The 14072-nt window shown below is 41.3% G+C and carries 11 protein-coding genes; 4 read left to right on the forward strand and 7 right to left on the reverse strand.

Features of this window, described 5'->3' with window-relative positions; translation table 11 throughout:
* Positions 1 to 58: 58 nt before the first annotated feature.
* From nagA to FBF75_RS07145, 3 genes are read left to right on the forward strand one after another with little or no spacing between them, the layout of a single operon-like run.
* Positions 59 to 1249 carry an N-acetylglucosamine-6-phosphate deacetylase gene (gene nagA, locus FBF75_RS07135; RefSeq protein ID WP_108611014.1) on the forward strand — a complete coding sequence of 397 codons (1191 nt, stop codon included), beginning with the start codon at positions 59 to 61 and terminating at the stop codon, positions 1247 to 1249.
* Positions 1249 to 1974 (forward strand): glucosamine-6-phosphate deaminase, encoded by a 726-nt coding sequence (gene nagB, locus FBF75_RS07140; RefSeq protein WP_008348174.1) that lies wholly within the window; start codon positions 1249 to 1251, stop codon positions 1972 to 1974. Before nagA ends, nagB begins: the two co-directional genes overlap by 1 nt.
* An 18-nt stretch (positions 1975 to 1992) precedes the next feature.
* Positions 1993 to 2718: a GntR family transcriptional regulator gene (locus FBF75_RS07145; protein ID WP_025208040.1), complete on the forward strand. Its 726-nt coding sequence runs from the start codon at positions 1993 to 1995 to the stop codon at positions 2716 to 2718.
* A gap of 26 nt (positions 2719 to 2744) precedes the next feature.
* On the opposite strand, the gene FBF75_RS07150 is transcribed toward FBF75_RS07145, so the two are convergent.
* From FBF75_RS07150 to FBF75_RS07170, 5 genes are all read right to left on the reverse strand, one after another.
* The gene (locus FBF75_RS07150; protein WP_136944579.1) at positions 2745 to 6599 is read right to left on the reverse strand and encodes a lamin tail domain-containing metallophosphoesterase family protein; all 3855 of its coding nucleotides are present in this window, start codon (positions 6597 to 6599) and stop codon (positions 2745 to 2747) included.
* Positions 6600 to 6693: 94 nt separating this feature from the next.
* Positions 6694 to 7080 (reverse strand): phage holin family protein, encoded by a 387-nt coding sequence (locus FBF75_RS07155; protein WP_007500042.1) that lies wholly within the window; start codon positions 7078 to 7080, stop codon positions 6694 to 6696.
* On the reverse strand, positions 7081 to 7275 hold the full coding sequence (locus tag FBF75_RS07160) for a PspC domain-containing protein (protein WP_008348183.1): 195 nt from the start codon (positions 7273 to 7275) through the stop codon (positions 7081 to 7083).
* Between the two features lie 6 nt (positions 7276 to 7281).
* The gene (locus FBF75_RS07165; protein WP_007500040.1) at positions 7282 to 8373 is read right to left on the reverse strand and encodes a DUF4097 family beta strand repeat-containing protein; all 1092 of its coding nucleotides are present in this window, start codon (positions 8371 to 8373) and stop codon (positions 7282 to 7284) included.
* Between the two features lie 11 nt (positions 8374 to 8384).
* A complete protein-coding gene (locus FBF75_RS07170; protein WP_017357888.1) occupies positions 8385 to 8720 on the reverse strand; it encodes a membrane protein in 336 nt (111 codons plus the stop codon).
* 197 nt (positions 8721 to 8917) lie between these two features.
* On the opposite strand from FBF75_RS07170, the gene FBF75_RS07175 reads away from it, so the two are divergent.
* Positions 8918 to 9148, forward strand: a complete 231-nt coding sequence (locus FBF75_RS07175) for a hypothetical protein (RefSeq protein WP_008348188.1) — start codon at positions 8918 to 8920, stop codon at positions 9146 to 9148.
* Positions 9149 to 9180: 32 nt separating this feature from the next.
* Here FBF75_RS07175 and uvrA read toward each other — a convergent pair whose 3' ends face one another.
* Positions 9181 to 12057, reverse strand: a complete 2877-nt coding sequence (gene uvrA / locus FBF75_RS07180; RefSeq protein WP_099496862.1) for an excinuclease ABC subunit UvrA — start codon at positions 12055 to 12057, stop codon at positions 9181 to 9183.
* 7 nt (positions 12058 to 12064) lie between these two features.
* Positions 12065 to 14050, reverse strand: coding sequence for an excinuclease ABC subunit UvrB (uvrB, locus tag FBF75_RS07185; protein WP_108611017.1), 1986 nt, complete (start codon positions 14048 to 14050; stop codon positions 12065 to 12067).
* Positions 14051 to 14072: the final 22 nt, after the last annotated feature.

Genomic DNA, 14072 nt, shown 5'->3' on the forward strand with positions numbered 1-14072 from the left:
ACAACTATACTTAAAAAAGGTAAACTGAATCTAACGACGAGAATAAGGGGGCACAATCATGAGCAGTTCTTTATTGCTCTCCAATATTCATATTGTGACAAAGACAGAAATCATTGAAAACGGTTTTGTCGGTTTACGCGATGGCAAGATCGACTATATTTCAACATCACCGCCGACAGGAAATTATGAAAAAGTATATATTTCCCGGGAAAACTTTTATTTACTCCCCGGAATGATTGATATTCACATCCATGGGGGATATGGTGCAGATATGATGGATGCGACACCAGAAGCCATGAATACACTTGCTGATCACTTACCCGCAGAAGGAACGACAAGCTTTTTAGCAACAACCATTACACAAAATCATCAAGAGATTGAGCAAGCACTTAAAAATGTCGCACAGTGGAGACCCTATAATGAAAAGCAGGCTGGAAGTCAGGCACAATGTTTAGGCATTCATCTAGAAGGTCCTTTTATTTCTAAAGATAAAGCTGGTGCGCAGCCAGCTCAATGGATTACACAGGCTAACCTTCCTCTTTTTGAGAAATGGCTGAGTGCATCTGATCAGCTGATTCGAATTGTCACTTTTGCACCTGAGGAAGATACTGATTTTGCATTTCTTTCCTTACTAAAAGAAAAAAATATCATTCCTTCTATTGGACATACAAATGCTCATCATGACATGATTGAACTAGCAGCAAAGCACGGTGCGCGTCATGTCACGCATCTTTATAATGCGATGAGTTCATTTCAGCATCGTGAGCCAAATGTTGCAGGGGCTGCGCTTACAAACGAAAAGCTTTTGACTGAGCTGATTACAGATGGCATTCATTCACATCCTCTTTCCGTAAAGCTTGCGTATTTGGCAAAGAGTAGTGAACGTTTGATCATGATTACAGACTCAATGCGTGCAAAAGGACTTGGAGAGGGAACCTACGAATTTGGCGGACAGACTGTGACAGTCAGCGGTGAAAAAGCATTGCTGGCAGATGGAACACTTGCAGGATCGATTTTACAAATGAAAGATGGGGTCAAACGTATGAGACAGATCACACAATGTGGATGGACAGAAATTGCTCAAATGACCTCAACAAATGCAGCCACTCAGCTCGGGATCGATCATCAGCTCGGTTCGATCGAAGTTGGAAAACTGGCAGACTTGGTCATTTGGGATGAAGCTGGCGAACTCATGATGACGATCTGCCATGGACAAATCGTTTATGAAAAAAAGGAGGCCACACACTGATGAACATCATCGAATTTGCAGATAAAGATCAATTAGGAAAAGCAGCAGCTGCTTTCATTGCACGTACCATTGAATCAAAAACAGATGCGGTTCTCGGTTTGGCAACTGGCGGCACACCAATCGACACTTATAAAGAGTTAATTCAGTTGCATCAAACAGAACAATTGTCTTTCAAACAAGCAAGAACAGTGAATCTGGATGAGTACGTGGGAATTGATCCAAATCATGAAAATAGTTATATGACTTACATGAAGCGTCATTTATTCGACCATATTGATCTCCCATCAGATCAATATTTCCTCCCCAATGGTGCTGCTGCTCACTTGGAAGAAGAGTGCTTAAGGTATGATCAGCTCATTGAAGATTTAGGGGGCATTGACCTTCAGCTACTTGGTATCGGACAAAATGGACATATCGGGTTTAATGAACCTGGTACTCCCTTTGACTCAAAGACGCATGTCGTCCAATTAGATGAACACACTCGCCAAGCCAATGCAAGGTACTTTTCTTCTATAGATGAGGTACCTACACATGCCATTACAATGGGAATTGCAAGCATTCTTTCAAGTAAAAAAATTCTCCTTCTCGCATCAGGAAAATCAAAAGCGGACGTGATACAATATTTAGAACGAACAGAGATTCACCCAGACTTCCCTGCATCTGCTCTGAAACTTCATGAAGATGTGACGATTTTTATTGATCGAGAAGCTGGTTCACTACGCTAAACACGAGAGGATTTTCACATGTTTATTGATAAGCAATCACCTATCCCCATGTACCATCAGATTATGGAGAACTTGAAAAAGCAGATTGAGGATGGAACGTTAGCACCTGATACACTCATTCCTTCTGAAAGAGAATATGCCGAACGCTTTGGTATTAGCCGAATGACTGTCAGACAAGCCTTATCGAACCTTGTGAACGAAGGATATTTATACCGGCAAAAAGGAAAAGGAACATTTGTTAGCCGAAAGAAGTTTGAACAACCGCTTCAAGGCTTAACAAGCTTTACAGAAGATATGCGTCAACGTGGGCTCAAAGCTTCAAGTCAGTTGATTGATTTCAAAAAAGTCGCATGCCCAGAGCACTTGCTGCAATCATTACAGCTGTCGAACAGTGAAGATGTCTATGAATTAAAACGAATCCGCCTTGCAAACGATGAACCAATGGCTATTGAAACGAGTTATATTCCTGAAAAATTTGCTGGCGAGCTCACAAAGGACCATTTAATTGGATCTTTATATGAATATATAGAAGCGAACACAGGTCTAACCATTGCCCATGCCAAGCAGGAGCTTGAAGCCAATGTTGCTTCAAAGGAAGAAGCTAACGTGCTGTCTATTTCATTAGGGGACCCTGTTCTCTCCATTGCAAGAACAACTTATTTTCAAAATGACCTTCCATTCGAGTATGTCATGTCCGTTTATAGAGGGGATCGATACAAGCTCACTCACACAATGGAAAGATAAAACTGTGCTCCTGAAAGCACAGTTTTTTATTTCCTAAGAAATGTTGATTGATCATCATTTTTTGTATGAATTTTCCATATAGGCGAAATCGCTTTCCCTTCGAAACGGTCTTTTGCGACAGTGTACCAATAATATTCTTGATTTGGCTTTAACCCTTTCCATTCAAAGGTTGCTTTTTTACCACTTTTCACACCTTTGACTTCTCCAAGAAGAACGTTTGTGTAGACATTCAATTCAAAATAATTGGTTTTAACGGATTTCATTTTTGGTGTTAAATCGACATCAATTGAAAATTCATCTTGATCTCCATACGTTTTTGGATCATAAAAATGTTCTTGATTCAAGTAAGGTGAGTATGTGGTGAAATGAAGCTTATTTTTTTCTTGATCCGCAGTGATCAGCCGCATAAAACCTTGACCGCCTTCAGGACCTGACTGGTAATCTGCAAGGATTTGATATACTTTTCTGTCCACTTTTCCATCATGATCATCGTCAATCTCATCTACTTTTCGACTGGCTCCGTGGTAGTGGCCACTAAATACTGCGACAATATTCGGGTGACGCTTTACCACTTGATGGAAGATCAAATCTCCAATTGGGCTTCGATTGCCGCTCACTAACAAATACTCATGGAAATTTAAAATGACAATGCGATCTGGATGTTCAGAAATGACTCGATTTAACCAGTCAATCTCATTTTGCTTGATCCCCCAGCCCATATACACCATCATATAATCATTGCCACCAGCAGAGATAAGATCATAATGACCTCGATTGTTTTGATAAGATTCACCGTAATATGGCTTGTCTTCAAAGCGTTTCGCTCCAAAGTATCTCCCATATTCCCTATAATGGCCGTCTTTGTGTCTGACATCATGATTACCAGCTAATACACCGTAAGGAATCTGATGCTGATCTAACACACGCATAAATGTATCGGCACGATTCCATTGCTTATCCTTTGAATCATCCACAATATCACCTGTATGGAACACATATTGAATATTTAATGGGTCCCTTTGATCTCTGATCCACTCGACCATTTTTTTGAAGATATGAGGATAACTTCTGGCATAATATTGAGTATCAGACATCCACACCATCTTATAAGGCTTTAACGTCTTACTGATCTCATCTTGTACAAGCAAATCAAACGTTTGATTTTTCATATACTGTCTGACTGACAGCAGCCCTTTCAGGTAAAATTCCTTTTCATCCTTGGCAAAGTGATGAGTGATTTTATCCCACTTTTCTTGCTGATGATTCCAAGCGTACATCGTTACCTTTCTCCCTGATAATGAGCTTCCTTTCCATACAGCCTCGACAACATCCTTTTCACGTACATCGTGATGAACCTTGATTTGAAAGCGATGATAAGGAAAATGCTGTAGATCTTTCGTTTCCACCGATTTACCATCAGCAAATGCAATGCGATTTCTTTCTCGATCAGAAAAAATCATTTCCCCTGTTTCATTTAAATGTTTTGGCGGCTCTGTTTCCGCTGCATATTTGAAAATCTTCATGGACGGATGCAGCGATGTATATTGATAGGCACGGTAAAAGGAGTAATCTAACTGATCATTAGTAGGATCATTGGTTAGCACTGTTTGCTTAGATGATTCCTTTTTTGTCCTATCTGACACTCTCTCTGGCGTTTCAGGGTGTTCATGTACCGTCTTAAAAACCTTTTTCAAAGTTGATTTGTTTCCAGCGGCATCTTTTGCTTTTATCTTCAATGTGTGCTCCCCAGGTTCTAATTCGCTAGAGGACGTCTGATAAGGCAAAGAGATCGGTTTTCCATCTAAATATGCCTTCATCTCCACTATGTCACTCCAACGATCCGTCACCTTTGCCTTTAACGTAAAGACGCCTTTATATTGGTCATTTGCCTGTATATTACTCTTGATTTTCGGACCCGTGTTATCGACTTTCACACGTACAGATTGAGATTCGTCTGCGGTTTTAGCCTGAACAACATGTACTCCTTCTTTCAGCCTTCTTGTATCCCACTGAATATAGCTTGAAGCATATGCTTGCTTCGGGATTTGAAACTGAAATGCTCTTACCTTCTTAGCGCTGCCACCGTCGCCCATCTTCCATTCCTCATGCCGGCTCGCATTTAGAGGCAGAATTTGAGTTCCATTCGATAAAATCATCTGGACATTTTTCAATTCAAAATCATCGTGATTCTCTCCAGGAAATCGGTCAAACGGCGATGACTTCGTCCCAGCATGGAATGATATCGTTTGTGGACCTGCCTTTTCTAAGTGTTTTTCTGGTATTGGTATTGTATAGGTGCGATACACTTTTGTCGAATCATCAAAAATGGAAAGTAAGTGCTTACCTATAGATACACCATTCTTAAAATATAAATTTGTCCCTTTGACATCAAATGCAAGATATGGATCTGCTTCAAGTGCAGGGAATACTTGTCGAATCGGTTTTCCATCTATCATTAATTGTATGCTTTTTTTCTGATCTGCTGTTGCTTTTAAGTGAAATACGCCAGAAACCGTATCTCCTTCTTCTACATTCAATCGAAGGCCGTGAGCTTTGCTTACTTGTTCCACATCAATTGTTTTTTTCATTGTCATTGCTTGATTTTCGCCGTCTGACGCTTCAATCTGATATTCCAATCGTTCTTTACCGATGAGCTCAGGTGAATAAATAATATGGTGAAACAGCCGATCATTATGATCCTTTTGAAGCAGCACCTCTTTAAAATCTTCATGACGATTGGTTCGATATCGCAATTTGACCGTTTTGACGGACTGATCATCCTGCACATCTGCTCTCATTTCAATGCCTTCAGTTGGTTTTATCGGTTGATTGTCTGTCATATCTTCGATCACAGGTTTATGAACATCTTGTGATATTTCTTTTTTTTCAGTTGGAATTTGTGCTTTTAACACTTTTCCGGGTGTTGGCTCTTCCTCCACTTTCGAGATCAGCTTCATTTGTGTCGTACCATCCATTGGATACTTGAACAGTAACGATCTGTGCTCGCTAAACAATGAAGGCTTTAAACGATAGGATGCCGACGATACCTCTTCTCCTATATTTGTTGTGATAGAAACAAGACGGGATTTAGAATTGGACAATCCTTTACTCTCAATGACCGATAGATGCTCGCCCTCTTTTAAATGACTTTTGTACATCGCATTAAAGTCCGCTACCGTTAAATGCTCCTGCCCTTTTTTTCTAAGCCAAAATACGTACGGTTTTCCAGGAGAAATGGTGATAGGACTTGTGTGAAATGAATATATATCATCCATCTCCACGCCTTGCGCTGGATTGCGATAGCGAAGCTGGTAATGTCGAAGTGAAATGGGTGCATGTGTTGTGTTATACACCTCGATGAATTCAAAAGCATCCTTGCCTTTGCGGTTTTTTGAATTCACGACGATTTCTGTCATCAATAGCTCAGGAATTTGTGAGAGATCCTCTTCAAATCCGTTTAAGTGAACTGCTTGTTCGGTTGTTTTGATGACAGACTTCTGCGTCAAGAATTCTGTATAGTAATGAACTGTTGGATTCCACAATTGATCTGTCGGGATTTTCGCTGTGAATTCTGGTTTCATCCCCGGCAATCGTTCCATTGGGATCAATCGATATCCTAGCTCATCACTCTGTTTATAGTACAAGTTTGCAGACAAAATTTGCTCTGACTGACTAATAGATGCCCGAAATTGAAGATCACGTTTTTTCCCTTGAACCGGACGGACATCTACTTGAAATTGATCAAAGATAAAAGGTGAAAAGGGCTTATTTCGTATGTTCACTTGTGTTTGTGTCAAAGATCCTGCTGAAGCAGGCTGACTGAAACAAAAAAGAATGCTCAAAAAAAGCAAAAGAATGATTTGTCTGCTCACATTCACCATCGTGCACCGCCTCCCTTCGGATATTGTGTCTCCTGAAGACGGTTTTTATGACAGATGGAACGGGGAAACGATATAAATTCACACAAAAAAACCGTTAGCTTTTTTTCGCTAACGGTTCCACGATTCCTTTTTGTATGAGCAGATGGAAAATGGATAAAATGACAGCCATCCAAATGGCCGTTCCAAACCCATCAATGTTAAAACTATCTCCCATAAAGCTTGAGGTCATCATCAGTGTGATGGCATTAATGACAAAGAGGAACAATCCTAGTGAAAGTACTGTCACTGGCAGCGTTAAAATGATCAAAAACGGCTTCACTAAAATATTGAGCAAGGACAAAATAATACTTGCTACAATCGCAGCGCCAAAACCTTCAATATACACACTACCAAGGCCTGGCAGAATGCCTGAATCAAAATATCCAGCAATGACGATTAAAAGTAATGCGTTGACGAAAATACTAACGATCCATCTAAGCATTTAGTTAGTGCCTTCTTCCGGAACAACAAAATACCAGATGAAGTAGATCAAGAATATCGGCATAAATGCTGTCATAAATCCGATGATCACCGTTAAAATACGAAGCAGGGATGCATCGACACTTAAGTATTCAGCAAGTCCACCGACAACACCCGCTATTTTTTTATCTGTCGCTGAACGATAAAGCTTCTTCATGTAGAATCACTCCTTGTCTGATTGGTGCTTTACTTGGATTGAGCCTGTTTTTGTTTCTGCAAAAATGGATATATTGTGCTCCGCCTGTTGATTGGCTTTGATCATTTTCTCTTTTTGCAGTGTTTCATTTTTCTCTTTAATCATATTTGCATCAAGCAGTTCATGAGAGATCGATCCGAGATTGCTTTTCAGCTCCGCAGTCACTGCACAAGCACGCGGAATCTGAACGTCCACACTGCCTGTTGTCGTTTTTGCATAGATCGAACGGCATTTCTCATCTGACAACTGAACAGCAATGTTCCCATTGAAGCTCTGTGCATCAATTGATTCACTTTTCCCGCGCAGGTCAATGAGCCCATTAATGGTTTCTACTTCAATCATACCACACTCGTGATCAGCCAGTTTGATTTGTCCATTTGCTGTTTCAATCCCGACTTTTTCTGCTTGTAAAGAGGCAAAAGAGACGACGCCATTTGTTGTTTTTGCAGCCAGTTCTTTTGTCTTTAGTTTTTCCCCGCGAATCGGTCCATTAAACAGTTTGACTTTGATTTTATCGTATTGGATACGTGGTACATACAGGGTGACATTGACCTTCATGGTCTTCTTTTCAGTTCGGATAAAAAATTTGTCCCCTTCAAGCCCGCAATCCAGATGTTGAAGAAATTGCTGTCTTGCCTGCTCTCCATCCTCTGCACGGTAAATTTTCGCATGACACTCTGCCCGAACATCCCCATCATCCCAAGGCATCAAATTGAGACTGCCGTTTGCCAATTGAATATCTAAATGAGACAGTGCCGCGTCTTTGAATTGAAAAATGTGTTCAACGTCGACGGACTGTCCAAAGTTCAAATCAAGATCTACATCTTTGACCTTTTTCACCGCCGAATCTAACCATCCAAACAGCTTTGCACCGAGGTTTTCAGTACCAGTTCCTTTATTCTCTGTGCCAGCTTTTTCTTCATGAAAGGTATGATCAGCCGTTGATTTTTCTAGTGAAATGGACTGATTTTCTTCTAATTTTTCAAGTAGCGTAATTGCTTCTTTTGCAGATAATGTCCCGTCTTCTACTAATTTTAAAATGCGTTCTTTTTCATTCATACAAAGCCCTCCTACGATTTGATGGATTGAAGCACTTTAATACCTTGAATGATATTCCAAATGACAGAGATCAAAAAGCCAATGGCGACTAAAAAGGACAGGATGAGAACGGTGAACACTGGGATGAGTGAGTCGCTTGCCTGTGTCGTCAATAAAAAGGGGATAGATCCAAAAACCAGCAGCACACACGCTGCGACTGGCAAAACATGTGACCACAATGCACGCAGCGAATGCCGTTTCGTTTCCTTTTGATCCACTACAAAATATGCCACGATCGGTACAATAAACGGCATGAAAAATACACTAAAATAACAAATAGATGCAATGATCGACTGATCTCTGTTCATATATATTCGCTCCTTCATGATGAAAATTCCTTTCTAACTCATACGTTTATGGCGTATAAAAAGTTTCAAACTCATTCGATTTACATATGACCTTAGACACAAATTATTTCTTTTTGCACCTAAGTGTAGATTCTTCATGGATTACCCTTTAAAATATGTTGAAAAGATGGTGATTATCATTATAGGGGGTAATTATTTTGACAGATCATCATAATGCTAACCACACGGCACAAACGCTTTTAGACCTTATACAGAAACAGAAAAGCATGAACAGCGATATGATCAAGGAGCTAGAGGCCATTCATCCGTCTCATCCGAAGTATGGTGATATCCGTTATTTAAAAGTACTGCTCGATAGTAGCAGCACTCATATTTTAAAGGATTTAACGCACCTCAGTAACTTAATGCCAAAGGAAGATGTGCAATAAAAGGAAAACCCCTCTTTCCGAGGGGTTTTTCTTTATGAGGATGTCACACTTTCTGTTTCTTTGACTAACTGTTTCATTCGCTCACGATCACGCTCTAAAATCGGTTTTAAGTATCGACCGGTGTAAGAAGCTTCTTCTTTAGCAATGTGTTCAGGTGTTCCTGAAGCAATAATCGTTCCTCCACCAGCACCGCCTTCTGGTCCTAGATCAACAAGGTAATCGGCTGCCTTAATAATATCAAGGTTGTGCTCAATGACCAATACCGTATCCCCGTTTTCGACCAAGCGTTGGAGCACTTTTAACAACCTAGCAATATCATCCACATGAAGACCGGTTGTCGGTTCGTCTAAAATATACAAGGATCTTCCGTTTGAACGGCGGTGAAGCTCAGATGCCAATTTCACACGCTGCGCCTCTCCACCAGACAATGTCGTGGCAGGCTGCCCAAGTGTAATGTATCCTAATCCAACATCAAAGATCGTTTGCAGCTTCCGCTTAATTTTCGGGATATTCTCGAAAAATTGAAGTGCGTCCTCTACCGTCATTTCAAGCACATCGGAAATATTTTTCCCTTTATACGTGACCTCTAGCGTCTCGCGGTTATAACGTTTCCCGTGACACACTTCACAAGGCACATATACATCAGGTAAAAAGTGCATTTCAATTTTAATAATGCCATCTCCACGACACGCTTCGCAGCGTCCACCTTTCACGTTAAAGCTGAATCGCCCTTTTTTATAGCCTCGTACCTTCGCTTCATTGGTTTGCGCAAAAACATCCCGCACGTCATCAAATACACCTGTATACGTAGCAGGATTGGATCTTGGTGTACGGCCAATTGGAGATTGATCAATATCAATGACTTTGTCTAAGTGATCCATTCCTTTGATTTCTTTGTGCTGTCCTGGCTTCGCTTTTGCTCTGTGCAGTTTTTGGGCAAGGGATTTCAATAAAATTTCATTCACAAGTGTACTTTTCCCTGATCCTGATACACCCGTCACAGCGGTAAAGACACCTAAAGGAAACTTCGCATTCACGTTTTTAAGATTGTTTTCTTTTGCCCCTTTAATTTCAATGAAGCGCCCGTCAGGCTTTCGTCTCTCAATCGGAAGCGGGATGAATTTCTCACCAGATAAATATTGTCCAGTCAACGATTTTGGGTCCTTCATGACTTCTTCTGGCGTTCCAGCTGAAATCACTTCTCCTCCATGAACCCCTGCTCCTGGTCCAATATCAATGAGATAATCAGCGGCAAGCATCGTATCTTCATCATGTTCTACGACAATCAGTGTGTTTCCGATATCACGCATGTTTTTCAATGTCCCAATCAACCGGTCATTATCCCGTTGATGCAGACCAATCGATGGTTCATCTAAAATATAAAGAACGCCTGTCAGTCTTGATCCGATTTGTGTCGCCAAACGAATCCGCTGCGCCTCCCCGCCTGATAATGTGCCAGCAGACCGGCTTAATGTCAGATAATCTAATCCGACATTATTTAAGAAGGATAAGCGCTCTTTGATTTCACGTAAAATGAGCTGGGCAATCTGCAAATCTTTCTCAGACAACTCAATTTTCTTATAGAAATCAAGGGCATCAGATACAGACAAATCGGTCATTTCTCCGATATGTTTGCCATTGATGAGAACCGCAAGCGTTTCTTTTTTCAGGCGATATCCTTTACAGGTCGGGCATGGCTGATTGGCCATATATTTTTCCATTTGCTCCCGAATATAATCGGAGCTCGTTTCCTTGTAACGCCGTTCAATGTTACGAAGCACACCTTCAAACTCGATTTCATTTTCACGGACCTGGCCAAAATCATTTTCATATTTAAAATAAATCAGCTCAGAGCCGCTGCCATATAAAATTTTATCAAATAAATGCGTCGGGATATCTTTTACTGGAATATCCATGTCAATTCCATAGTGTGTACATACGGCCTCAAGAAGCTGCGGGTAATATTGTGAGCTTTGAGGCTCCCATGGGGCAATGGCATGCTGCCGTAAAGTCAAATCCTTATTCGGAATCACAAGCTCTGGATCTACTTCTAGTTTAGAACCAAGCCCATCACAGCTTGGGCAGGCACCGAAAGGGCTATTAAACGAGAACATTCTTGGCTCAAGTTCCCCAATAGAGAATCCGCAGTGCGGACAAGCATGATGCTCACTAAATAACAGCTCCTCTTGTCCAATCACATCAATCATCACGCGGCCTTCACCAAGTCGGAGTGCCGTTTCAAGAGAATCAGACAACCGTGCCGCCACGCCTTCTTTCACGACAATTCGATCAATCACCACTTCAATTGAATGCTTTTTATTCTTTTCAAGCTCAATCTCTTCTGACAGGTCCTCCATCTCGCCATCAACTCTGACTCGAACGTAGCCTTGCTTCCGAATTTGATCAAGTACTTTCACGTGTGTTCCCTTGCGTCCAGATACGATCGGAGCAAGCACTTGTAGTTTCGTTCGTTCTGGATACTCTAAAATACGGTCTGTCATTTGCTCAATCGTCTGTGATGTAATTTCGATCCCATGAATAGGACAAATCGGTTTTCCGACTCGAGCATATAATAGACGCAAGTAATCATAAATTTCTGTAACAGTCCCAACCGTTGATCGAGGGTTCCTGCTTGTCGTTTTCTGATCAATACTAATCGCTGGAGAAAGCCCTTCAATCGCATCTACATCTGGTTTGTCCATTTGACCAAGAAATTGACGTGCATAGGCTGACAGTGATTCAACATACCTGCGCTGACCTTCTGCATAAATGGTATCGAAGGCAAGCGACGATTTTCCCGAACCAGATAAACCCGTAATGACCACTAGCTGATCGCGCGGGATATTGACATCAATATTTTTAAGGTTGTGGGCTCTTGCCCCTTTCACCTCTATTCGTTCCATAGCCATCAGGCATTCATCCTTCCGCTTTTAGCTCTAGCAATAGATCTCTTAATTCTGCTGCTTTTTCAAAATCAAGCGCTTTTGCTGCATCTTTCATTTCCTTCTCGACGTTTTCGATCACTTTTTCTCGTTCTTTTTTGCTCATTTTTGACAACTTTGGTGCTGCTTTTGTTTCGTATTCTTCTGAATCCTCATGTACTTTTGTTGCCTTGATCACATCTCGAATCTTCTTATGGATCGTTTGCGGAGTGATACCAAATTTCTCATTATACGCTTCTTGCTGCTCACGTCTCCGCTTTGTTTCTTGTATGGCAATGTCCATTGATTTCGTCATATTGTCTGCATACATAATCACTCGGCCTTCTGCATTTCTTGCAGCACGGCCAATCGTCTGGATGAGGGATCTTTCTGAACGTAAAAAGCCTTCTTTATCCGCATCTAAAATCGCCACGAGCGACACCTCTGGAATATCCAAGCCTTCTCGAAGAAGGTTGATCCCTACAAGCACATCATATTTTCCGAGACGTAAATCACGAATAATCTCAATCCGTTCTAGTGTCTTAATTTCTGAGTGCAGATAATTGACCTTGATTCCGATTTCTTTCAGATAATCTGTCAGATCCTCAGACATTTTCTTCGTTAAAGTCGTCACAAGCACACGCTCATTTTTCTCAACCCTTGCATGAATTTCCCCAATTAAGTCATCGATTTGTCCTTCAATCGGACGGACTTCAATGATTGGATCAAGCAAACCGGTTGGACGAATAATTTGTTCCACGACCTCTGGCGTTTTATCAAGCTCGTATGGGCCCGGTGTTGCGGATACATGCACAATATGGTTAATGTGCTTTTCAAACTCATCAAATGTGAGTGGTCTATTATCAAGTGCTGACGGCAGACGGAATCCGTGATCAACAAGCACTTGTTTTCTTGCCTGGTCCCCATTGTACATGGCGCGAATTTGCGGGATGGTCACGTGTGACTCATCGACAACAATCATAAAATCATCCGGAAAATAATCAAGCAATGTGTAAGGTGTAGAACCAGGCGGACGTAAGGTGAGATGTCTTGAGTAGTTCTCAATCCCTGAACAAAAGCCCATCTCTCTCATCATCTCTAGGTCATACCTTGTCCGCTGCTCAAGACGCTGTGCTTCAAGCAATTTTCCGTTTTCACGAAGCTTTTCCAACTGTTCCTCAAGCTCTTTTTCAATATTAATAATCGCTTTTTCCATCTTTTCTTCTCTTGTGACGAAGTGAGATGCTGGGAAAATAGCAACGTGGTCACGATCACCGAGAATTTCTCCAGTGAGAGCATCTACTTCACGAATACGTTCAATTTCATCACCGAAAAACTCCACTCTGATACAATGCTCATCTCGTGAAGCAGGAAAAATTTCAACGACGTCTCCTCGAACTCTGAAGGTTCCGCGCTGAAAATCTATATCATTACGAGAATACTGAATATCCACAAGCTTACGCAGCAGCTGATTGCGTTCAATTTCCATTTCAGTTCGTAAAGACAGCACAAGCTCTCTGTATTCTTCAGGAGAACCTAAGCCATAAATACAGGACACACTGGCAATGATGATGACATCTCTCCGCTCAAATAATGAGGATGTGGCGGAGTGCCTTAGCTTATCGATCTCATCATTAATGCTGGCATCCTTTTCAATAAATGTATCAGTTTGAGGAACATACGCCTCAGGCTGGTAATAATCATAATAACTCACAAAATATTCAACAGCATTATTTGGAAAGAATTCCTTAAACTCGCTGTATAATTGTCCGGCAAGTGTCTTGTTATGCGCAATGACAAGTGTTGGTTTGTTCACTTCTTTGATCAGGTTGGATACAGTAAAGGTCTTTCCCGTACCTGTAGCACCTAACAGCGTTTGATGCTGTTTCCCCTGATGGATGCCCTCCACAAGCTTTTCAATGGCTTTTGGCTGATCCCCTTGGGGCTGATAGTTAGAAACTAATTCAAAGCGGTCACTCACATCAAAGCCTCCGTTTCGTTAC

Origin of the sequence: Bacillus sp. S2(2019) (assembly GCF_005144805.1) — a bacterium.
Classification (GTDB): domain Bacteria; phylum Bacillota; class Bacilli; order Bacillales; family Bacillaceae; genus Bacillus; species Bacillus altitudinis.

Excerpts from the sequence above, each read along its gene's own strand:
- nagA (WP_108611014.1), top strand. The coding sequence starts at position 59 with ATGAGCAGTTCTTTATTGCTCTCCAATATTCATATTGTGACAAAGACA.
- nagB (WP_008348174.1), top strand. The coding sequence starts at position 1,249 with ATGAACATCATCGAATTTGCAGATAAAGATCAATTAGGAAAAGCAGCA.
- FBF75_RS07145 (WP_025208040.1), top strand. The coding sequence starts at position 1,993 with ATGTTTATTGATAAGCAATCACCTATCCCCATGTACCATCAGATTATG.
- FBF75_RS07150 (WP_136944579.1), bottom strand. The coding sequence starts at position 6,599 with ATGGTGAATGTGAGCAGACAAATCATTCTTTTGCTTTTTTTGAGCATT.
- FBF75_RS07155 (WP_007500042.1), bottom strand. The coding sequence starts at position 7,080 with ATGCTTAGATGGATCGTTAGTATTTTCGTCAACGCATTACTTTTAATC.
- FBF75_RS07160 (WP_008348183.1), bottom strand. The coding sequence starts at position 7,275 with ATGAAGAAGCTTTATCGTTCAGCGACAGATAAAAAAATAGCGGGTGTT.
- FBF75_RS07165 (WP_007500040.1), bottom strand. The coding sequence starts at position 8,373 with ATGAATGAAAAAGAACGCATTTTAAAATTAGTAGAAGACGGGACATTA.
- FBF75_RS07170 (WP_017357888.1), bottom strand. The coding sequence starts at position 8,720 with ATGAACAGAGATCAGTCGATCATTGCATCTATTTGTTATTTTAGTGTA.
- uvrA (WP_099496862.1), bottom strand. The coding sequence starts at position 12,057 with ATGGCTATGGAACGAATAGAGGTGAAAGGGGCAAGAGCCCACAACCTT.